The sequence below is a fragment of the Endozoicomonas elysicola genome (assembly GCF_000710775.1).
Lineage (GTDB): Bacteria > Pseudomonadota > Gammaproteobacteria > Pseudomonadales > Endozoicomonadaceae > Endozoicomonas > Endozoicomonas elysicola.
The window spans coordinates 1,280,171-1,300,116 of the sequence record NZ_JOJP01000001.1 but is presented as its reverse complement, the minus strand read 5'-3'; the positions used below and the strand labels follow the sequence as shown (position 1 = coordinate 1,300,116).

26 protein-coding genes and 1 other RNA gene are annotated in these 19,946 nt (G+C 46.2%); 9 read left to right on the top strand and 18 right to left on the bottom strand.

Annotated features, from left to right (window positions below; genetic code table 11):
- Window positions 1-18: 18 nt before the first annotated feature.
- From GV64_RS05495 to GV64_RS05465, 9 genes are all read right to left on the bottom strand, one after another.
- A complete protein-coding gene (locus GV64_RS05495) occupies window positions 19-330 on the bottom strand; it encodes a DUF2523 family protein (RefSeq protein WP_020581139.1) in 312 nt (103 codons plus the stop codon).
- A gap of 26 nt (window positions 331-356) precedes the next feature.
- Window positions 357-1,679, bottom strand: a complete 1,323-nt coding sequence (locus GV64_RS05490) for a virulence factor TspB C-terminal domain-related protein (protein WP_020581140.1) — start codon at window positions 1,677-1,679, stop codon at window positions 357-359.
- A complete protein-coding gene (locus GV64_RS26065) occupies window positions 1,676-1,810 on the bottom strand; it encodes a hypothetical protein (RefSeq protein ID WP_020581141.1) in 135 nt (44 codons plus the stop codon). Before GV64_RS26065 ends, GV64_RS05490 begins: the two co-directional genes overlap by 4 nt.
- Before the next feature lie 28 nt (window positions 1,811-1,838).
- Window positions 1,839-2,042 (bottom strand): major capsid protein, encoded by a 204-nt coding sequence (locus GV64_RS05485; RefSeq protein ID WP_020581142.1) that lies wholly within the window; start codon window positions 2,040-2,042, stop codon window positions 1,839-1,841.
- Window positions 2,043-2,065: 23 nt separating this feature from the next.
- Window positions 2,066-2,278: a hypothetical protein gene (locus GV64_RS05480; protein ID WP_020581143.1), complete on the bottom strand. Its 213-nt coding sequence runs from the start codon at window positions 2,276-2,278 to the stop codon at window positions 2,066-2,068.
- Window positions 2,278-2,565 carry a hypothetical protein gene (locus GV64_RS05475; protein WP_152553931.1) on the bottom strand — a complete coding sequence of 96 codons (288 nt, stop codon included), beginning with the start codon at window positions 2,563-2,565 and terminating at the stop codon, window positions 2,278-2,280. The genes GV64_RS05480 and GV64_RS05475 overlap by 1 nt, the downstream gene beginning before the upstream one ends.
- A gap of 238 nt (window positions 2,566-2,803) precedes the next feature.
- Window positions 2,804-2,965 (bottom strand): hypothetical protein, encoded by a 162-nt coding sequence (locus tag GV64_RS25190; protein ID WP_157236914.1) that lies wholly within the window; start codon window positions 2,963-2,965, stop codon window positions 2,804-2,806.
- A 59-nt stretch (window positions 2,966-3,024) separates the two neighbouring features.
- Window positions 3,025-3,273 carry a hypothetical protein gene (locus GV64_RS05470; RefSeq protein WP_020581145.1) on the bottom strand — a complete coding sequence of 83 codons (249 nt, stop codon included), beginning with the start codon at window positions 3,271-3,273 and terminating at the stop codon, window positions 3,025-3,027.
- Window positions 3,274-3,341: 68 nt separating this feature from the next.
- The gene (locus tag GV64_RS05465) at window positions 3,342-3,563 is read right to left on the bottom strand and encodes a hypothetical protein (protein ID WP_081622039.1); all 222 of its coding nucleotides are present in this window, start codon (window positions 3,561-3,563) and stop codon (window positions 3,342-3,344) included.
- Between the two features lie 143 nt (window positions 3,564-3,706).
- On the opposite strand from GV64_RS05465, the gene GV64_RS05460 reads away from it, so the two are divergent.
- Together GV64_RS05460 and GV64_RS05455 are read left to right on the top strand one after the other, a co-directional pair.
- A complete protein-coding gene (locus tag GV64_RS05460; protein ID WP_020581147.1) occupies window positions 3,707-4,039 on the top strand; it encodes a helix-turn-helix domain-containing protein in 333 nt (110 codons plus the stop codon).
- A gap of 32 nt (window positions 4,040-4,071) precedes the next feature.
- Window positions 4,072-5,169, top strand: coding sequence for a phage integrase (locus GV64_RS05455; RefSeq protein ID WP_020581148.1), 1,098 nt, complete (start codon window positions 4,072-4,074; stop codon window positions 5,167-5,169).
- A 39-nt stretch (window positions 5,170-5,208) separates the two neighbouring features.
- Here GV64_RS05455 and ssrA read toward each other — a convergent pair.
- Window positions 5,209-5,614: a transfer-messenger RNA gene (ssrA, locus tag GV64_RS24160) on the bottom strand.
- A 417-nt stretch (window positions 5,615-6,031) separates the two neighbouring features.
- On the opposite strand from ssrA, the gene GV64_RS05450 reads away from it, so the two are divergent.
- Window positions 6,032-7,090 carry an aldose epimerase family protein gene (locus GV64_RS05450; protein WP_020581150.1) on the top strand — a complete coding sequence of 353 codons (1,059 nt, stop codon included), beginning with the start codon at window positions 6,032-6,034 and terminating at the stop codon, window positions 7,088-7,090.
- 29 nt (window positions 7,091-7,119) lie between these two features.
- Here GV64_RS05450 and GV64_RS05445 read toward each other — a convergent pair whose 3' ends face one another.
- Entirely contained in the window at window positions 7,120-8,508 is a 1,389-nt protein-coding gene (locus GV64_RS05445; RefSeq protein WP_020581151.1) for a PP2C family serine/threonine-protein phosphatase, read from the bottom strand.
- A 280-nt stretch (window positions 8,509-8,788) separates the two neighbouring features.
- Between GV64_RS05445 and GV64_RS05440 the strand changes: the two genes are divergently transcribed.
- From GV64_RS05440 to GV64_RS05425, 4 genes are all read left to right on the top strand, one after another.
- Complete coding sequence (locus tag GV64_RS05440) at window positions 8,789-9,139, top strand: HvfA family oxazolone/thioamide-modified RiPP metallophore (RefSeq protein WP_020581152.1); 351 nt, start codon at window positions 8,789-8,791, stop codon at window positions 9,137-9,139.
- Window positions 9,139-9,990, top strand: a complete 852-nt coding sequence (locus GV64_RS05435; protein ID WP_020581153.1) for an HvfB family MNIO-type RiPP peptide maturase — start codon at window positions 9,139-9,141, stop codon at window positions 9,988-9,990. The genes GV64_RS05440 and GV64_RS05435 overlap by 1 nt, the downstream gene beginning before the upstream one ends.
- Window positions 9,983-10,741 carry an HvfC family RiPP maturation protein gene (locus tag GV64_RS05430; protein WP_020581154.1) on the top strand — a complete coding sequence of 253 codons (759 nt, stop codon included), beginning with the start codon at window positions 9,983-9,985 and terminating at the stop codon, window positions 10,739-10,741. Before GV64_RS05435 ends, GV64_RS05430 begins: the two co-directional genes overlap by 8 nt.
- Window positions 10,742-10,821: 80 nt before the next feature.
- A complete protein-coding gene (locus tag GV64_RS05425; RefSeq protein ID WP_020581155.1) occupies window positions 10,822-11,820 on the top strand; it encodes a C45 family autoproteolytic acyltransferase/hydolase in 999 nt (332 codons plus the stop codon).
- A 17-nt stretch (window positions 11,821-11,837) separates the two neighbouring features.
- Here the strand turns inward: GV64_RS05425 and GV64_RS05420 are convergent, their stop codons facing one another.
- Both GV64_RS05420 and GV64_RS05415 read right to left on the bottom strand, forming a co-directional pair.
- Complete coding sequence (locus GV64_RS05420; protein WP_020581156.1) at window positions 11,838-12,071, bottom strand: anti-sigma factor family protein; 234 nt, start codon at window positions 12,069-12,071, stop codon at window positions 11,838-11,840.
- On the bottom strand, window positions 12,065-12,661 hold the full coding sequence (locus tag GV64_RS05415) for an RNA polymerase sigma factor (protein WP_020581157.1): 597 nt from the start codon (window positions 12,659-12,661) through the stop codon (window positions 12,065-12,067). Before GV64_RS05415 ends, GV64_RS05420 begins: the two co-directional genes overlap by 7 nt.
- A gap of 107 nt (window positions 12,662-12,768) precedes the next feature.
- On the opposite strand from GV64_RS05415, the gene GV64_RS05410 reads away from it, so the two are divergent.
- Window positions 12,769-13,362 carry an HvfX family Cu-binding RiPP maturation protein gene (locus tag GV64_RS05410; protein ID WP_020581158.1) on the top strand — a complete coding sequence of 198 codons (594 nt, stop codon included), beginning with the start codon at window positions 12,769-12,771 and terminating at the stop codon, window positions 13,360-13,362.
- 55 nt (window positions 13,363-13,417) lie between these two features.
- On the opposite strand, the gene GV64_RS05405 is transcribed toward GV64_RS05410, so the two are convergent.
- On the bottom strand, window positions 13,418-13,816 hold the full coding sequence (locus GV64_RS05405; RefSeq protein ID WP_020581159.1) for an acyl-CoA thioesterase: 399 nt from the start codon (window positions 13,814-13,816) through the stop codon (window positions 13,418-13,420).
- A gap of 247 nt (window positions 13,817-14,063) precedes the next feature.
- On the opposite strand from GV64_RS05405, the gene GV64_RS05400 reads away from it, so the two are divergent.
- Window positions 14,064-15,029 (top strand): hypothetical protein, encoded by a 966-nt coding sequence (locus tag GV64_RS05400; RefSeq protein WP_152553930.1) that lies wholly within the window; start codon window positions 14,064-14,066, stop codon window positions 15,027-15,029.
- Between the two features lie 99 nt (window positions 15,030-15,128).
- Here the strand turns inward: GV64_RS05400 and GV64_RS05395 are convergent, their stop codons facing one another.
- The 4 genes from GV64_RS05395 to GV64_RS05380 all read right to left on the bottom strand — a co-directional run bounded on the left by GV64_RS05395 (window position 15,129) and on the right by GV64_RS05380 (window position 19,653).
- Window positions 15,129-15,884 (bottom strand): SDR family NAD(P)-dependent oxidoreductase, encoded by a 756-nt coding sequence (locus GV64_RS05395; protein WP_020581161.1) that lies wholly within the window; start codon window positions 15,882-15,884, stop codon window positions 15,129-15,131.
- Between the two features lie 193 nt (window positions 15,885-16,077).
- Window positions 16,078-16,518, bottom strand: a complete 441-nt coding sequence (locus GV64_RS05390) for a hypothetical protein (protein ID WP_020581162.1) — start codon at window positions 16,516-16,518, stop codon at window positions 16,078-16,080.
- A gap of 272 nt (window positions 16,519-16,790) precedes the next feature.
- Window positions 16,791-18,146, bottom strand: coding sequence for an MATE family efflux transporter (locus tag GV64_RS05385; RefSeq protein WP_026258055.1), 1,356 nt, complete (start codon window positions 18,144-18,146; stop codon window positions 16,791-16,793).
- A gap of 448 nt (window positions 18,147-18,594) precedes the next feature.
- On the bottom strand, window positions 18,595-19,653 hold the full coding sequence (locus GV64_RS05380) for a M48 family metalloprotease (protein ID WP_020581165.1): 1,059 nt from the start codon (window positions 19,651-19,653) through the stop codon (window positions 18,595-18,597).
- Window positions 19,654-19,946: the final 293 nt, after the last annotated feature.

Below are 19,946 nucleotides of genomic sequence, written 5' to 3'. Positions count from 1 at the left end.
ACAACCCGTGGTTCAGGACTAGCCACCAAAGCCTTTCCAGAAGGAAACGCTTTGTTTTGGCCGTCCGTTAAAATAGGAGACACCCTTGATCACCATGATGACGGTGATAAACGACAGTGCGATATTGACCGCTTTGGGGATGCCGAGAAGAGAAAGCATCTGGAACATGGCCACTGGCATACCATCAAAGTTGGCCTGCATCTGATCACCGAGGTAATCAATCAATAGGTCTAACCCAAAATAAGTCACCACGCCTGCACCCAGACCACGCAGTAGTAGCCAGGCAATGGGAACAATGGTGGAAACAATAAAAGTGAGTATGTAGCCCATGATCGGCTCCTTATCCGTTTTGTCGTTTATCCATTACCGAGGGATTTCGCCAACACGACGGACATCGAGAACCAGGTGGCAAAAATGATGAAATAGGAAATATAGGAAGCCAGGTCACAGAGTGGATTCAGCGCAATGTCGTAGTCAGTCCCGAGTACATTGAAACCGATAGGGTCAGGGCACTGGTTATCCGATGACACGTATTCGTCCGTTTCCAGAAAATCGTCCACATGCACTTCCAACGTGTCACCTGGCAGTGTTCCCAATGGAGACATGTTTGTATTGCTGCTGATGATGGTGCTGATTTCACTGTCGTTAAATTCCGACAGGCACAGCTGCTTCTTCTCCATTCGAGCAATGGCGCATTGAACTGCATCACCTGAACAGGTCACTTCTTTATCGCATTCAAAGCCGGAAAACGCCGATTTGGGATTGTCTTTTTCTGCCTGTTTTTCGGCCTGCTGGCGAATACCCGTTTCTTTGACAATTTGCTGGACGCTTTGAGCTTCTGGTGTGTTGTCCGTGAGATCCTGCTGATCGAGAATATCATCCGTGGTACTGCCATTCGCATTGCCACCATTGGCAGGATGATCAACAGAGTTAGGATCGACGACATCACCTTCAGGGTAAGTGCAAAGGTATTCACCATTGACGTATTGGCAGTTGCTGTAAGCATTCTTTTCGAAGCAGACAACTTCGCCGTTAAAGGTTCCGCAGTTGAACTGGTCTTCCCGTGTTTCATTATCAATGCAAACAGGAACCCCATTAATCAGTTTGCAGGTCTGGTCAGCACTGATACACACTTGAGTACTGCCATCAGAACGACAAGGCAGTTCATCTTCATTGATTTCGGTGTATTCGCTGACACCCGCTAATTGAGTGGTTTCTTCATTGCCGGTACAGGCACCACCAGTCGGAATGTATTCATAAGCGATGGGAGCCAGTGCATTGTCATAGTCACGAAAGCCGCCTAATGAGGTGTAGCTGCACTGGTTAAAACAGGCGGTTTGGGTATCGGTGGAACTGGTGATGGGTCTCGCTGATAAACAGGAAGAAGTACAAGCACCCGTTTCGTCATACACCTCACACTCAGGCGCTGTGCTGAAATTGTAGAGTGCTGTGAAGTTTGAAGACTGATCATCAGGAGCACAGTAGTTATATAGAGTGCTGCCTGGATATTGGTTTAAGCCATTATGAACATGGGACAGCAAACGAACCGAATAGGTTGAACCGGAAGTTTCGGAATAGGTCTGGCCAATCGGCGAAGTACAGTCAGCTGCTCCTTGTTGATAAGAGAAAGAGTCCAGGCTGAGGGTAGATAGAAATATAATCAGTAAAAATAGTTTCATGGCCGCATGACCCAGACAGCCATCAGGACAACCAGCACATAGAACCATCCATAGTCTGGAATCATCATGTTTCTGTCATCCCTGTGTTGTTGTTCATGACCATCGCTGGTCGTTGTAAAAATGGGAGGCATTACCTCCCATTCCCCATACAAACAGGTGTCAGCCGAATATCGCGCCTTTCACCCACTTGAAGACCACGGCAATTCCCGCCAGGCCAACCAGAGCGGTTCCAACGGCGGTAATCGCAGCAGAACCATCAGTTGTCAGAGCGGTAGTGGCAGCACTGATATCAATTGCAGCGAAAACGCTGGATGACATCAGGGCAGAAGCCACCAACAGACCAAGGTGCTTTAGCTTTTTCATAGCTCACGTCCTTGTGGTTTTGGTTAACGTAATTGACGAAGGATCAGGGCAAATATGAAACCGATAACCAGCGTCAGGAGAGTGGCACTGATCAGGCCATCCGCCTGCTCTTTCGTCAGCCCATTCGATGCAGGGATCGCCCGCACCTCTTCAAGTGTGATGGTTGCAGACTCACCAGAGCAGGAAATCCGCCCTTCGGCATCCAAACTGAAACCCTCACACAGAAGCAGTTGCATTACTGAGCCTGTTTAGCAGGCACTTGTTTGATACCAACAACCCTGATGGAGATCTTGTTCTGTGCACCGGATTGAATTTTGGTTTTAAACTCATAATTCTTTTTGGGTTCGAGCTTTTCGTACTCGAAAAGGTTTTCCACATCCGCAGAACAAATCATTACATCAAGGCCAGAAATGTTTTTATTTTCAGGATCGGGAGGTACAGCAAGAAACACTTTTAAATAACGACTGGTTTCAAATTCGGTGACTTTGATTCCCAGGTACATTGCATTAACGTATGAATACATTGTTTAAGCTCTCCATGCTTGATTAGTTGGCCTGTTAATCTATAGCTCTCAAAAAAATTAAAAACAATAGGCAAAAATAAAATTCCGGTTAATGAGTAATAAAGCGTAAAAACCGGGGTGAATTTTTTTCTTGATCTGGAACCTTTAAGGCAAAAACGAATCGCTTCGCTCGCAGTCAAAATGGATTTTGACTGCGATCAAAGTCTGTCTTTGCCTTATTCCAGTTCAAGAAAAAAATTCATCGGTTATGGGTTGGCCATGTGTCGTTAGGTGGCTCATCGCCAATAATGACCCCTTTCCGGTCATTCCAGTGGTAAACACACCGCCAGTACTTATTACGGGTGGTGTGCTTTATTTGCAGAGAGGGTGGATGATGGCCGTACTGTTTAAGTCTAGCCATTGCTTCATCATGACGCTCCCGAAGGCTGCAACCTGGCTTGACCTTTGACTGGCTTCTTCTCATGCATTACCAAGAGAAGCAATTAAATCCGATAGCCAGTGTTGCAGCTCTGCATAATTGAGATCACACTCATTCAATTCCGAAAGCCAAAGCCCACGATCATCATCGCTGGTGTATTGATTAAATGCGGAAATACTTTTTTTAATTCGTTCCCGCTCATCACTGATAAGCTTCAAGCAGTAGCAGATCAATTGAATCTGTTTACACAGCTCGGACACCTCTATCATAGATTTATTTTTTTCAGACATAAGATTCCCCTACCAAAGTAATGACTTTGATTTTTTAATGAGTTACCGAAATGCTGAACGTCGCGGCGTTATTTTTTAGACTTCTTTAAGAACTTCGCTATTGTCGTTTTATTAATTGGCTCACCCGCATCAAGATTCTTTTTGATCTGATAGAGGTTAATCAATCGGCGCTTGCCGATTTTCTGGGTAGGTAAGAGATTTCGCTCCATCCAACTTTCCACCGTGCGCACAGTCACACCAAGATCGGCGGCAAAGCCTTCAGCAGTCTGGAACAATCCAGAGTTTTCCATAGTTGCCATTTCCTCCATGAAACAGGATAGTATTAGTCAAATGTATATATAATCCGTTATATATACGGATTAGAAGGTATACTTTATTTCCGTACAGTATACAAATACATTTATTAAAAAAATTAAAATGGCGTTTAAAATCAATGAGTAACATAAACAAGAGAATCGAACTAATTCGCAAATTAGAAGGTCTAACCAGAGGGGAATTAGCTCAAAAATGTGGAATTTCAGAGCAATCGCTGGAGAACATTGAATTTGGAAAACAGCGCACACCGGCTGACCTGGTGGAGCAGCTTTGTATTCTTTTCCCATTTGCCAGCAATTACCTCATCACCGGCAAAGCCGAAATTAAATTCACCAAAAAAGAGAAGGAGAAAATTAAGCAATTAGCCCAAGAAGTTGAATCTATTGAAGATTTAGATACGGAAATATCTAAACGTCGGAGAACGTATAGAAAAAACCCACTTAAAGAATAGCCTTTAAAACAAGGCAAAAAGCGAGGAACTGTATGAGCATAACAAAAGACAAAGTATCAGGATTATGGAAAGTTGATGTCAGGGTAGGGAAATACGGAAGGCGTTACCGAAAAACCTGCACGACAAAACGGGAATGCATTGAGTACATCGACTTTCTCAAAGCCAAATATCAGGAAGGGAAGCCGTGGAAGGCCGAAGCCGCTGACAATCGCCGGTTAACTGAACTGATCGACATCTGGTACAAAGCCAAAGGCTGCGATTTATCCGATGGAGAACCCAGAAAACGGCTTTTACTGGCGATGGCAGACATTCTTGATAACCCTATTGCCCGTGCATTGACCATCAAGGACTTCCACGAATACAAAAACATCAAGAAGGCTGGGAGTGCGACAGACAAGCCCATTGCGGATAAAACCGTAAACAATCATCTGGGCTATCTGAGAGCGATGTATAACACGCTGATCAAAAGCAAAGACATTCGCTATCGCAACCCTCTGGAAGAAGCCGAGATGATCAAGACGCAACAGCCGGAGCTTGCCTACCTGACGAATGATCAAATCAAAACACTGCTTTTCCACATCGACACGGGATGCAGTAACCCCCATGTAGGACTGATCACTCGTTTATGTTTGAGTACCGGTGCTCGATGGGGAGAAGTCGAAAGCAGGCAGCTTTATCACTTCAAGGACTACCGTGTTCAGTACTCCAATACCAAAGGTAAGCGGATACGCTCAATCCCTGTAGATTCTCAATTGTTTGACGAGATTTCAGCACACCTGAAAGTCTACAAACGCTTTGAGTCATCAATAGGCGCGTTCAGAAGGGCGTTAAAGCGATCCGGTATCCAACTGCCCAAAGGACAGGCAAGCCACGTATTAAGGCATACCTTTGCCAGCCACTTTATGATGAATGGCGGCAATATCCTGGTACTGCAAAAAATACTGGGGCACTCAGACATTGCCATGACCATGAGGTATGCAAAGTTTGATCCTGAACACCTGAAAGATGCCACCAGACTCAACCCGCTTTCCTCCCAACTGTGCAACCTCCATACCTCCGACAAGTATGCCAACAAAGCAGTTGGACACTTTTTGGACACTTCGACAAATAGCCCAATCCCTCAGCCATAAAAAAACCCCGTAGATCAGTAACCTACGAGGTCTTTATAGTGGTGGAGGCGGCGGGATTTGAACCCGCGTCCGCCAGCTCTCAGCCTTCGGCTCTACATGCTTAGATCCACCTTTGATTTAACACCACAGCGACCCAGTGGTCGGGGTTCTGCGATGCGATTCCCACAAGTTTTAGCCCGTCAGCCAGAGACCTGCTGATCGTGGCGAGTTTGCTTACGATGACAGTCTGAATACCAGCCAGCAAACGAACCGGTTAGACTGGAAAGCTCGTAGGGTTTAGCTACGATTAAGCAAGTTTCAGCTGAGCGTACTCAGCGTCGTTTGCGCTTTCGAAGTTGCTTGATTTGGCAACTAATAGGTTTGTAGTGTTTTGATTAACGAGAACCACTACGCCCTCGGCATGCACCTAAGGGTTCGATACCGTCGTCGAATCCGAATCGCCCCCGGAACTAATAGTTATAGAGCACTGAGCTCGATGTCGCAATGGCTGGAGCATAATCAGTGGACATATCGACCGGTTATTCCCGCCATGATGGGTCGGTACGGTCCAGCCGGCAAAGTAAACCGGGCCAGACCAGTTGAGCCTCCTTCCCCAGATTAGCCTGCCTGTACCGATCGATCACCACCACGTCAACTGCAGGCTTAACGCTAATTCTGCTGGATGTTTTTTGAACTCTGGTTACTGAATACACCATGAAGGCCCTCTGCCATGACCCCAAGCAGTGAATTGATATACAAACTCTGGATACTATGGCTATCTTTGGTGATACCGCTGACTACGTAAATTTCTCTTTACGTACGAAGCCTGACTCCACGTTTTGTGAATGTTGGAGACCTTGTGTTCCAGAGCAATGGCGTATTTATGAAGATTTTTCAGGAAGTGTTTGGAGCCAATCGCTCCGGTGAACCGGTTTATGCTTTCAGGCTCTGTAACCAGAAAGGCATGGAAGTCACCATTTTGACCATGGGGGGGATTATCCAGAGCATTCGTGTTCCGGATAGAGCTGGCGATCTGGGCGAAGTCACCCTGGGCTGCGACTCAGTGGCAGACTATGAACGCTCAGGTGCTTATTTTGGCGCCATTGTTGGCCGTTATGCCAACCGTATTGCCAGAGGTGAATTTGAACTGAATGGTGAGCGGTTTCAGCTGGCCTGTAACGATGCACCCAATCATCTGCATGGTGGCAAGGTGGGCTTTGATCATCATCTCTGGCGGGCTGAACATCATACAAGCGACAACCTCTGCACACTGTCTCTTTATTATGAGTCAGAGGATGGTGAAGAGGGTTACCCCGGGACGCTGAAAGTCAATGTGATCTACACCCTGAATAACCAGAATGAGCTGGGGATTGAATATCAGGCAACGACGGATGCCCCTACTGTGGTTAACCTGACCAACCATGCCTATTTCAACCTTAACGGCAGCGAAGACTGCCTGAGCCACCAGCTGCAACTTCACTGCAGCCATTTCACACCTACTGATGAAACTTCCATCCCCTATGGCGAGATTGAGCCTGTTATCAACACCCCCATGGACTTCACCACCATGAAGCCCATCGGCCAAGATATTGGTCAAGACTTTGTCCAGCTGAAACAGGCCAGGGGATATGACCACAACTGGGTCATATGGACGGAAAGAGGCAGTGATCACTCTCTGAAACCTGTCGCACTGGCAGAAGAGGCAGAAAGTGGCCGAACCCTGGAAGTGCTCACCACCCAACCGGGTGTGCAGCTCTACACAGGCAACTTCCTGAAAGGCGAGCCTGCTCGGGGAGGCCTTCAGTACGGAATGCGGGCAGGTTTCTGTCTGGAGACTCAGCACTTTCCGGATTCACCAAACAGGCCAGAGTTTCCATCCACTCAGCTGAACCCGGGTGACACTTATCAAGAGAAAACAGTTTTCCGTTTTGGTTTAATGTGAGTCGAAGTTTGTTACCGATAGTACAGGCATCAGTTGTCTGTACTTACTTCCTGCGACAGGCCGAGTACCTTGGGAGTGGAGAAAATGGTCACCTGGACAGTAATGTCATCTATGGGACGACGCTTATATTCAGGTACCCGCTTTAAATCCCTATCCCACCGGCTGTGCGCCTCTTTCAATAGCATTTGGGCAATGTAATCAGGCTTGTTCAACTGATGTTTAAGAATCAACTTTTGAGTGTCTTCTGTGGACACCACATTCCACAAACCATCGGAAGCCTGAACGACCCAAGGATATTTTCCAGTGACCACCCGTGTAATGGCAGGCTCATGGTCAATCACTTTTATAAATCCCCGCTCCTGAGTATATTCTGACTTTCGTATATAGTACGTTCCGATAGCGCAGGGCGTAGCAACTGCCTCATTAACTTTCTTGTTCGGAGCAATAAACCCGCCCATATTTGTAACTTTTTCAACAAACCTTGGCTTACTGCAGGTTGCATCTTCAGTAGCTTGTATAATCCCGGAGAAATCCCGTTTCAGGACGCAACCACGGCTATCACCAGCATTGGCAAACCAGGTATGTTTTCCTTCCTGAACCATCAGGTTGACGGTAGTTCCCTTACCTTTCTTAACCACCGCCAATGGCATTGATTTTATATGTTCATCCACCTGATTCTGCAAATGTTCGAACGTTAAGTTCAGAGCATAATAAACACTGGCAGGATCAATACCATTCTTGCAGGAAAGCGTCATAGCTTTTGAAAGAACAGCAGGAATCTCTGCCTGAACCAGCCGCGCAACTTCCTGACCTCCATGCCCATCACAAACACAGGAAAAGAAAAAAGGCGCCCTCTCGCCGGAAACAAGGATCTCAAATCTTCCAGCTATACAGAAATCTTCTCCTTTCTTGCTTTTATATTGCCAACCAAAACTGACTGCCCTGTCAGAAAGGAAGTGAGGCCCAGCCTCCAAGACAGGGTTAGTCTGCCTCTGACTATCAGGCCTACGGATCGGGTTATCTTTCTGGTCTCTGGCATACTCGAGGTTTTCAGCTAAAACTGACTCAACCCACCGCTCCATTCTCTGTTGATCTGTGCTTCCTGCACGCTTTATAAAAAACTCAGCTTTGCCTTCTTCAAACTTCCTGAGCTCATCTTGCTCAATATTACTAATTTTATTTTCAGGGTTCTCCAGCACTCTAGGATGTGAGTCAATCAAACGGAATCCATCTTTGAGGGTATTATGATTAACTTCATAGCCCAGGTCGTATTGAGTCTCAGTATTGAATGGGCTCGCCTCCCTGAATAGATCGGGCGGCGGCGTATTCTCATCACTGCCACGGTGCTTTTTGGCAACAGACTCACTTTTCCAGGAGCTTTGATTCAGAACTGCGTTTGAAATATCAAGATTTAACATTTGTCAGACCTGTTAACGTTATAATTCTCTTTATTTAGAAATCGTTCTTGGAAAACAGTTCAATGACAGCAAGATTAAACAACCATAAGACCAGTTTTTGAGCCTTCCTGAAGAAATAATGAACAAAGCATCTCTTTACCCACAAGAACTGGGTTGAACTGATAGTACTAAACCACTACCTCAAACTTTTTTAACTTTTTTTGTAACATCTCTCCGACTCCCACGTTGTATTGATAAGTCCGCGATTTGCGGCCTGATAAAAACGACAGGAGCGTCACCAATGACTACAAGAACCAATAAACTGACCACACTGGTTGCAGCCACTCTCGTATCCGCCGCATCAATCACCGTCAGCGCTGATATGACAGGCTCAATCACAGCGCTGAATCAGGGCTATGAAGGTGTTGTTCTGGCGGAGAGAACGCTCGAAGAGGGCAAGTGCGGGGAAGGCAAATGCGGTGCCTCATCAACCTCTGCTAAAACAGAAGAAGGCAAGTGTGGCGAAGGGAAATGCGGTGGCGACAATGCGACCAAAGTGGACGAAGGCAAGTGCGGTGAGGGCAAATGTGGCGAATCGGCCAGCAAGGATGAAGAAGGCAAATGTGGCGAAGGCAAGTGCGGAGCCGCCTGATGAAGCCTCTTCACTCACTCTGCGGTGCAGGCCTTGGCCTGCGCCGGGAGCACCTTCAGGCTATGGCCAGAGAGGTGCCATCCACCGTTCAGTTTCTGGAGGTGGCTCCGGAAAACTGGATTAAAGCCCCAAAGCAGAGGCGCCAGCTGCTGGAACAAATCCTGGAACAGACGCCACTGGTCTGTCATGGTCTCTCTCTGTCACTGGGCGGACCAACACCTCTGGACATGAACCTGCTGAAAGAGATCAAAACATTTCTTCAAGAGCACCGTGTGGTGCGTTATACCGAGCACCTCAGTTACTGCTCTGACCAGGGGCACCTTTATGACCTGATGCCCATCCCGTTTACCAAAGCCGCAGCACATTATGTTGCAGACCGCATTAAGCAGACTCAGGACTTTCTGGGGGAGCCTATTGCGGTGGAGAATGTCTCTTACTACTGTGCTCCCGGGCAGCAGATGCCAGAAATTGAGTTTATTAACACGATTCTGGAACTGGCAGATTGTGAGCTGCTGCTGGATATCAACAATATCTTTGTGAACAGCATCAATCATGGTTATGACGCGGATACGTTTCTGAGGCAGCTACCCTCGAAGCGCATCAGCTATGGCCATATTGCCGGTCATTTTGTCGAACAGCCAGATCTGATTATCGACAGTCACGGAGCACCGGTGCGGGATGATGTCTGGCAGCTGCTCCACAAAGCCTATAAGCACCACGGAGTCTTCCCGACCCTGCTGGAACGGGATTTTAATATTCCCCCGTTGGAGGAACTGGTCGAAGAGCTGACCACCATTCATCGTATACAGCAGGCTGAGATGAATCAGCAGAAGGAGTACGCCTGTGGATGATTTTCAAAAGGTTCAGCAACAGTTCACTGAGGCTATACGTCATCAGGCAGATAATCCTTTCGACCAGATCAAGCCTGAAGGCTTTGCCGTCTATTCAAGGTTAATCCGAAATAATATTTTTAACTTTGTCAGCCAGGGCTACCCTGTGCTGAAGAAGATATTATCCGAGGCACAGTTCAGTAGTCTGATTGATCGCTTTATTGCTGGGCATCACGCAGGTTCTCCCTACTTTATCGATATCTCGGCTGAATTTCTGGCCTGGCTTAATACAAGACCAGTGACCGATGAAGACCGGACTCTGCCACCCTTCCTTCAGGAACTGGCACATTACGAATGGCTCGAAACCGTCTTGCTGGGTAACGAGCAGGACGAACCACCAGCAATGCTGATCAACTATTTTTCAGAATGTGAAGATGAACTTATCTGGTCAGTGAATGCTGTGGCCGCAGCCTATCAATACCCCGTCCATAAAATCAGCCAGGACTTTCAGCCAGAGACTATTCCCGAACAACCAACGCTTCTGATTATTTACCGACAGGAAAACGAGACTCGCTTTCTTTCCGTGGATGCGCTGGCCTGGCAGCTGTTTCAAGCGGCTTGCGATCTTGACCGACCAGCTAACCAGAAGATGCTTATCAACCAGACCCTGGAGCACCTGACGACGACAGAGCAGGCTCGAGTTAAACCTTATGCCGAACAGGCACTGGTAAACTATTATCAACTGGGTTTGATTCTGGGGCATAGCCCTTAAAGATATCTGGTAAAAGCTCTTGTCAAAGCCATTGCTAACAGAGCAATAATAAGGAGTCACTGAGCGCTGGATTACCACCAATGAAAAAGCTGCTGCTGAAAGGATCAGCCAAAGACCGTGGACACCTTCATGGCGAGCTGATGCGTGAAGAAATCCACACCGTTCTGGACTATTACCGCTCCCGCTTCCTGGCGGACAGGGCAAAGCTGCAGAGTCATGTAGATCTGCTGATGCAGCAGCTGATCGCTTTCAGACCAGAGTATCAGGTTGAAATGGATGCCATTGCCAAAGCATCTGGTGTTGAGCCATTCTGGATCTACTGTATTAACGCCCGCAGTGAATTGATGTCATCGCCCGTTCCCACGGAATGTTCATCCATTGCCTTTCCCCAACAGGGCTTAATAGGTCAAAACTGGGACTGGGCTCAGGCTCTGGAAGGTCAACTGGCGCTGGTAGACATTGAGCTGGAATCGGGCCATCGCCTATTAACCATGACCGAACCGGGTATGCTGGCCAAAATTGGTATGAACTCTGCTGGCCTTGGCGTCTGCCTGAATATTCTGCCCGCTAACCAGAAGCTGACCGGTCTGCCCGTACACTTCCTGCTCAGGGCGCTGCTTGAGTGCCAGACTCTGCAGGAGGCCAAAGCAATGATCAAAATACATGGTGCAGGCAAGGCCAGCCATGTGATGGTGGCCGACAAAAAAACGACGATTGCCGTGGAGCTGGCGCCGGATCAACCCTGGTTTCAGTCAACAGAGCAGACCACCTATTTCCATACCAACCACTATCTGCAACCAGGGCAGGCGCTACCCACAACCACCCGAACCTGCACAGAAACCCGCCTGAAAAAACTGCAGGAAAATCATCAAAAAAATCCGGAGTTAAGCCTGAAAGCCATACAGCTGCTTCTGGATAACAATGAGCAACCTTATCCAATACTGAGGCCCTACAGCTATCATGAGCTGACTGGCAATGGCGGTACGCTGGTTACGCTAATGATGGATCTGGGTAGACGGCAGATGCAGTTAAGAGAAGGTTTTAATCCAATGATCAATTTTGAGAGTTATACGCTTTAACATAACGAAGGGTTATTCTAACCCTTCTGCGGATCGTTGATTTTATCCATCACTGACTGTACTTCATCATCAGAAGCCTGCTCACTGACAGAGCGCTCGGCCAGTTTTTTTATGGCAGCAAACTGCCTGACAAAACGGCGACAATGATGGCACATCATCAGATGCATCCGCATACTAAAGCGCTGTCGCCAGTTCAGCTCATCATCCTGAAGCTGACCCGCCATGCGCTCAATATCCCGACATTTCAACATATGCCTGTCTCCTGAAAATGTTCAATACCGGAATACAACTTGGCTCGTGCCCGATGCAGCAGAACCCTGACATTCGCCGCCGACTCATCAATAAAGCCAGCGATCTCTTCCAGTGACATCTGGCTGAGATCTTTCAAGCCAAACACCAGACGCTGTTTTTCTGGCAACGCGGTGATCTTATGGTTCAGGCAGTCCATCAGTTCACGTTTGTCCAATAATGCCTCTGGCCCTCCCAGGTCCCAGTTAGACGGAGGCTGCTGCCAATGGCCGTTGGCCTTAAAGCGGTGAGCCATAGGTTCCTCTTCCGGAGCATCTGACAGAAACTCCCGCTTCTGTTTGCGATACCGGGAACGGGCTTCATTGGCAGTAATGGTCAGCAACCACCCTTTAAAGCTGCCTCTGGGCTCCCATTCCGGCAGCTTCTGATGCACCGTCAACCAGGCTTCCTGAACAATTTCATCGGCATCGCTTTCACCCACAATGGGCAGGGCAACAAAGCTCATCAGGCGGTAATAATGCCGCACCAACACCGTAAACGCCTGCTGATCACCATTTTGTGCCTGTTTTATTAATAACGCTTCATCGTCCATACCGTTACAAACCCGGGAATGAAAAAAATGACCTTCATGCTGTAACAACCATCCCACTCATACGTTGAGTTAATAACCCAATAAAAACAAGATTCAGGGAGTCAGCCATGAATACGATCCCGTCACTCTACCAAAAAACAGTGGACTGCCTCCATCACGCTGATGGACTACCCCTGCTGGCCCTTCGCCTATACCTTGCCCCCATTTTCTGGATTGCCGGCACCAATAAGCTGGCGCATTTTGAAGATATTGTGATGTGGTTTGAACATGGGCTTGCCCTGCCCTTACCCTGGCTGATGGCCGCCCTGGCAACCTGGACAGAGATTATTGGTGCGGTTTTACTGGTCGCAGGCCTGGGTATTCGATTGATCTCTGTTCCGCTGATCATCACTATGCTGGTTGCTATTTTTGCCGTGCACTGGCCCCACGGGTGGCAGGCTATTGCTGATCCAGGCAGCTTTGCACCCAATGAAAATGCTGCGGAAGCAGCAAAACGACTGAATGGTTTTCTGGGCTGGCTGAAGTTGAACCATCCTGGCCGCTACAACTACATTACCGAGTTTGGTAAGCCGGTGATTCTGAACAATGGTATTGAGTTTGCTGCAACCTATCTGGTTATGTTGCTGGTGCTCTTTTTCCAGGGTGCAGGACGCTATGTCAGCGTGGATTACTTTGTGGGAAGAAAGCTGTTGAAAAAATAAATGGACAAAGAAACGTCAGATGAATTCTGACGTTTCTTTATTTTTGCATTTACTCTCAGTCGATAAACGGAAACACCCGATCAATATCTTCCGATACAAAAGGCCGGCCTTTAGCATTCAACGAAGTCCCTACCACCAATGCATCAATGGCCAACTTGTTATCCCGTTTACGGAAGATTTTCTGCTTGAATCCAAATTTCAGTCTGGAGAGCCGAACCGGTTCCACTTCCACATAAAACTCATCCCCTGGCACCAGCGACATTTTGTAATCCATCTCGCTCCTCAGCACGACTAAATTAATTTTTTCTGCTGCCAGCTTCGCAAAGTCGATGTTATTGGCGTGCAGAAACTCATGGCGTGCATGTTCAAGATAGTTGAAGTAGACACTGTTATTTACGATTCCCTGCAGGTCGCACTCATAGTCGCGAACCTTCATCTCCAAACTGAATGGCATGGTTTACTCTCTTGAAAAATGATCAACTTAAACCGGGATCACTATCATAAGTGAAATATGCCACTATGACTTCTCAGCTGTATTTATTCAGCATCAATAGACATTGATACACTCAATATCCTCCAGCTCCAGCTCGCCAAAATGAAGCTGCACAACTAACCTTCTGACTAAGAGGAAAACACCGAGCGTCGATTTAATAACATCAATACTGCGCTTTTTTAATGACTGCGGTATAGCTCAATATTTCATGGGGCCAACACTTGAAGTAGTCCTGAGCCTTTTGCTAATGAACAGGTTTATTAACATGTCCGTACCCAGTAGCCCAGAACGAAGCAGTCCGTCTTTTCACTCAGCAAAGGAGTATCCAAGCCCAGCACATGATGCCTTATGTTCTGAAACACCACCCACCTGCAGAGTATTTCAGGGAAAGACCCTGACATTTGGAAACAACACAGAAAAATCAATAACGCCAATGCATGCCCCTATCCCCATAGTTAACATTCATCAAAGGCGGACAGGATCAACAGAATCAGAGGGGGCAACTCATCCAAAATACAGTCACTATAAAGAACTCTATGAACAACTTTCTGAAAAATATCGAAGTAAATACCAGGCCTGTTGTATTAGAGGTTTTGGTTTTACCGGTTTAAAAGCCCACCTGGTCGACAGGGTCAAAGGTTATTTCGAGGAGTTTCGCGATACACCGATTACTCTGACAGGTAATCCTGAAAGACTCAGCTGTTTCATTAAAACGACATTATTGATTTACTGCAGATATAAAGAAAGGTGTCTGGACCAAAACAATAGATGCCACAACCACTTTAAAGAAGACTTCGAGAAAATAGATCAACTGCATTTACAGCTATTTTTTAATATCTACAAACTCTTAAAAGAAAAAGATAAAACAATCACTGATATTTTAAGAGAAGAAATACTTTCGGCAACAGTGATAGCTGAAAGTTATTCAAATATTTATCCATTTTACCGGGAGAAGATGCCTGATTTATTTAAGGCATACAGGGAGGATCATCAAATATTCTACCCTCCTTTTATCAGTGAGTTATTGGATGGGACAACATCAGAATCACAGCTATTTGGCAGACTGAAACCCCAGTCAAGTGTCGAGAGCACTGGAAGCTCCGTGCATTCCGGCGTTGTTGTTATTGAGTCTACAGAAGATACCCCCGTATTCAGCGACAGTGATGATGACTGATACTTAACCAACAGAGTCTCCCTGATGGGAGACCTGCAGAGCTCTGACGCTTAAAGCGACTATCTCCAAGACTGCAAAAAAGAGTCAGCGTCTTGTAATTCACCCCATAAACGCCTGACCACCATCAACAGCGATGCTTTGACCATTGATATAACGCATATCTTCAGAACAGAGATTAGCCACTACCCTGCCAATATCGTCTTCACACTCACCGACCCGGCGCATGGGAATGGCATTCACAAACGCCTCTGCCTCCTCAGGGTTCGCATTCATCCACCACTCAAGGCTTGGGGATTTGGCATGAGGCAACACCACATTACAGCGAATATTATCTGGCCCCCATTCACAGGCTGCGGCACGACTCAGGGAACGAATCGCTTCCTTTACCGCCGCATAGGGCCCATAGCCAGACATATCCCAACGCTTGGCTGCAGTGGACGCCAGGTTAATGATGACACCATCACCTTTAAGGTGCGGATAGCAGAGGCGCATGAGCCTCAGGGTAGCCAATGGTCCTGACTGCCAGCCCGCTTCAAATGCTTCATCAGTAATTTTATTCAGAGTGCCAAGCGCAATTTCCTGAGCATTATTGACCAGAATATTCAGCCCACCCAATTCACTGACAATACGATCAACACCAGTGGTCAAAGATGCTGGATCTTTTACATCCATCGCAATAGCAATGGCTTTACCACCCACTTCCTGGATCTGTTCACAGGTGGCTTCGCATTTTGCAAGCGTTCTACCAGCGACCGCCACAACAGCCCCTTCCTTAGCCAGAGAAAGCGCTATACCCTGACCAACGCCCTGACCGCCTCCGGTCACCAGGGCAATCTTTCCCGTTAGTTTTTTCATTGTTTTTATGCATCCGGATAAGTCACTGTCGCCTAGCTTAATAAGACTGGCAGGAAAGGGCGTAATCCATTCAGGGGATTTCATAGATGTAATGCATTGTTGATATAGAGTGAGATAAGGTTTTATTGTGTGTTCCAAGCCCACTATCAGATGGTTCATTAGCTTGGAGAAGAGCCTACAACCACACAGAACTCTATTCCTCCTGTCTATTTTCTTCAGATGGCCTTCGGTTCAAATTATATAACCCCCACGCAAGGAAAATTGCGTACACTGAGTAGACCAGTGCTATTGCTTTCACTTCAGAAACCCCATAGCCAAATGCAAGAGGAAAAGCAAAAATACTGAAGGTCAAACCACGAAAAATAACTGTATCGAGTACAGGTAAAATAAGAAGAGTAATTACAAGCATTTTTTTAAACAGTGTGGATCTGGCAATCAACTTATAAACATATATACCAACAAAATAGTAAGGTAAATGTAAAAATAAAATCTCGAGTGTCATATTTGACAGAGCCACCTTAATGAACTGAGGAATAGTATTGGATATCCACCCAGAACCACGAGAAGCTACGAATATTGTATTAAACATTGAAGAAACATAGACTGCAAAACCTGCCAACCCTGCCTTCAGCATGTCACCTCCCGGAAAAAATAAGACATTCTAAAGACATTATACAATTTTATTGAAGAATTCTATTTTTTTGATTTTCTCAACAACCTTATCAAGATAAACCATTGATTCAGCTTTCTAAAAAATTCTAATAAATCAATGGCAAATATATTCGATAATAAATTCCATAAGTTAACGTGCAGTTTTTAATTAGCCCTACCGAAAACAATCAAGCAGGCATATCTGATATGGTGGCTTTACAATCTAAGACAGATCATAAAGCCCCCTCATGGTATTTACAATTTCATCAAACGAACCAAGCGACCTAACAATAAACCTGCAGCTAAAGTGAGTCCGCTTATAATACCAACCCAGAAACCCTCAGTACCCATTGGAGCTCCAAAAATATCCGTCATAGCAAAAGCATACCCTACAGGTAAGGCAATGCCCCAATAAGCACCACATGAGAGCACCATGGGAACACGGGTATCTTTATAGCCCCTAAGAGCCCCGCTGGCTGATGCCTGTACTGCATCACTGATCTGGTACATCGCAGCACAGACCAGCAACACCGAAGCCCCTTTAACAATAAGCGGATCATTGGTATATAAGCTGATGATTTGCTGGCGGAATATCAAGATGCAAAGTACGGAAAGCACAGCGATCAACGCAGCCGTCAGAATGCCACAGATGGCCTGTATTCTGGCTTCATCATTCAGTCCTTTACCCAGTGAGTGGCCCACTCTGATGGTAATGCCAAACGACAGACTCATGGGAACCATATACGTCATACTGGAAAAGTTCAGGGCAATCTGGGCAGCTGCAATATTGTTGGCTCCCAGCTTACCTATCAGCAGAGCAATCACCGCAAAAATACTGCCGCAGACACAGATACTAACTCCTATAGGCAACCCCAGACGGAATAACTCCCGGATTCGTGTAAAGTCAGGAAGTGTCGCTCTTAAATCCAGCAAATGCTCGTAGCGATGATGTGTTCGGATATATAGAAAAATCAGTATAGACATCATCCAATAAACGATACTGGTCGCCCAGCCACAGCCCACAGCCCCTAATTCAGGAAGGCCAAACTTTCCATAAATCAGCACGTAGTTCACTGGAATATTCACCAGTAGCCCCAACAGGGAGATCACCATCGGTGCACGGGTATTGCCCATACCTTCCAGAAAGCTGTTAAGCATGTAAAAAAGGGCGATACCGGGCAAACCAAATGCCAATGCATGAAGATAACCAACCCCCACCGGGATAATCTCCGGTGCGACCGTCATATAGACAAGAATGTCTTCACTGAAATTCAGATAGCTGATCAAGGCTGCGGAACAGAGCAAGGCTATCCATAGCGTTTGCCCCAGATCTTTGCTAATACCCGGGTTATTACCAGCTCCACGATGATGTGCTGTCACCGGCGTCAGCATCATCAGGATGCCACGCAGTAATAAGCTGGCCGGTAACCATAGACTGGTGCCCACAGCAATAGCAGCAAGATCTCTGGCACTGGCCTGGCCTGCCATACTGGTATCGACGAAATTCATACCATTGGTGGCCAGCTGAGTAACAATAATCGGTAACGAAAGGCCTAACAGTGCTTTGGATTCATCAATAAAATGATGAAAGCGGGAAGATAACATTTGCATTAATCAGAGCATTCACACCAATACACAGGCTCGGATTCAGGCAGGATGGCAAAGTGAGCAGGGGCAGGATGCGGCCATTTTGGCGGCGGGAATACTATCACCCTGAGGGTTTCGTTTAAATGGGCCAGCTGCAGAGCAGCTACCCTATAACCTGTTTTTCTTCGTCGATGGTGGCTTAACCAGTCATATCACCTTTGCCTGATTCTATTTCAACTTTTTCATTGGAGGCCTGAGAAAGGTCAATGGTTCCATCTATAAACCTTTTCCTTACAGGCACTGCATTCAGAAAAGAAAAATCCCGCCTCTTTCCTGCTGAGACCATCTACCAGAATGGAACCATTCTTTCTTTGAAGACAAGCAATCAAACTACCAAAGCCGAGGAAATAGTATTATCTGTACAGGTAAAAGCTGCCATATGCTTCATAGTTTCATGTAACTGGAATAAGCATTACAGTTCATACTCAATTCCCAAACCTAGAGAGTCAGGATTTCTTAAGTGATAGCCCTTTAATTTATCACTTAACTTTTTCATTTCATCAAACCGTGTTTTATTGGTAGGGTGGTCTGAGATAAACATATTCACAATTGGTCTGATATCTCCAGTTGCAACACTCATCCTGCGCCAAACCGCCGCACACTCGGATGGGTCATACCCCGCTAGAGCTGTAAGATAAAGACCTATTTCATCAGCTTGAAGCTCCCTTTCCTGTGATATAGCTTTGGTAAAAGGAATACTCGCTATTCCCCATTTTTGAAAAAACAGCAGATCCAAATTGTCCTGTGCAATGTGTTGTGCCAGAGCATGCCCCATTTCATGAGCAATAACACAGGAAAGCCCTGCTTGATTTTTGGCGATAGAAAGTACCGGAGAAAAGAGGATAACTTTATAGCCTATTCCAGATAAGGCATTCGGAGAACCACCTGCTAAAGTTACTATCGTCCATGAACTGGCAGGGATTTGGAAAATCTGCTCAACCACTGTTTTTAAACGGCTGGCGACCGGATCTATATAGGCCGACATATCCTGCTGTGTCTTAGGAGCAGGGTCTTCATAAAAGACCCAGTTTTTTAACCTTATTTTAGTAATTACATACCATGAATAGGGCCAGGCAATATAATCAGCAGGAGTTCTCAGGTACACCCTTGATATCATAGAAAGTGCACCCAAAGCCGCACCCTTTAGAATAGCTCCAGCAAAAAAGTTAAGATATAGCAGGTTACCAGGCCCACCACTTTGCAGTACCGTTAATAGCCCCGGCCAGCTAAAGCCAAAAACAGAACCAACAATACCACCGGTAATGGATGCAAAACCAGTCTTGGCAATCTCATCCAAAAGGCCTCTATTTGTTGCATTGCGAAGCTTGAATATAATTGCTTCTTCACTATCCCAGCCAATCGCTTCAACCGGATTTGCACCTCCACCCTCCGAAGGTTCTTCAGAAAAAGCGGCAACAGGTATGAGAGAAAAAATAAAAATAATAAAAATACAGCCAACAGTTCGATGCATCACATACCTCATCTAACCCCTATACTAATTCAGGTCAGACTCAGCCAACTTTACAATAGTTCCAACAATGAAATACTTTCTAGAAGTCATCGAAAAATGCCAAGCAAGATTGAGATCCACGATAATCGTACAACAGTAAGTAAAACACCAAAGTCAGATGACTTTGCCGCCATGAATTCAGAAACTTTATCAGGGCAATTTTTGTTTTTTCTAAAATCTCTCAGCACATGATGTAGTTGCAATAAAATAGGCCATTTATATCTTTTCTTAATAACCAATATTCTTGATAGTTT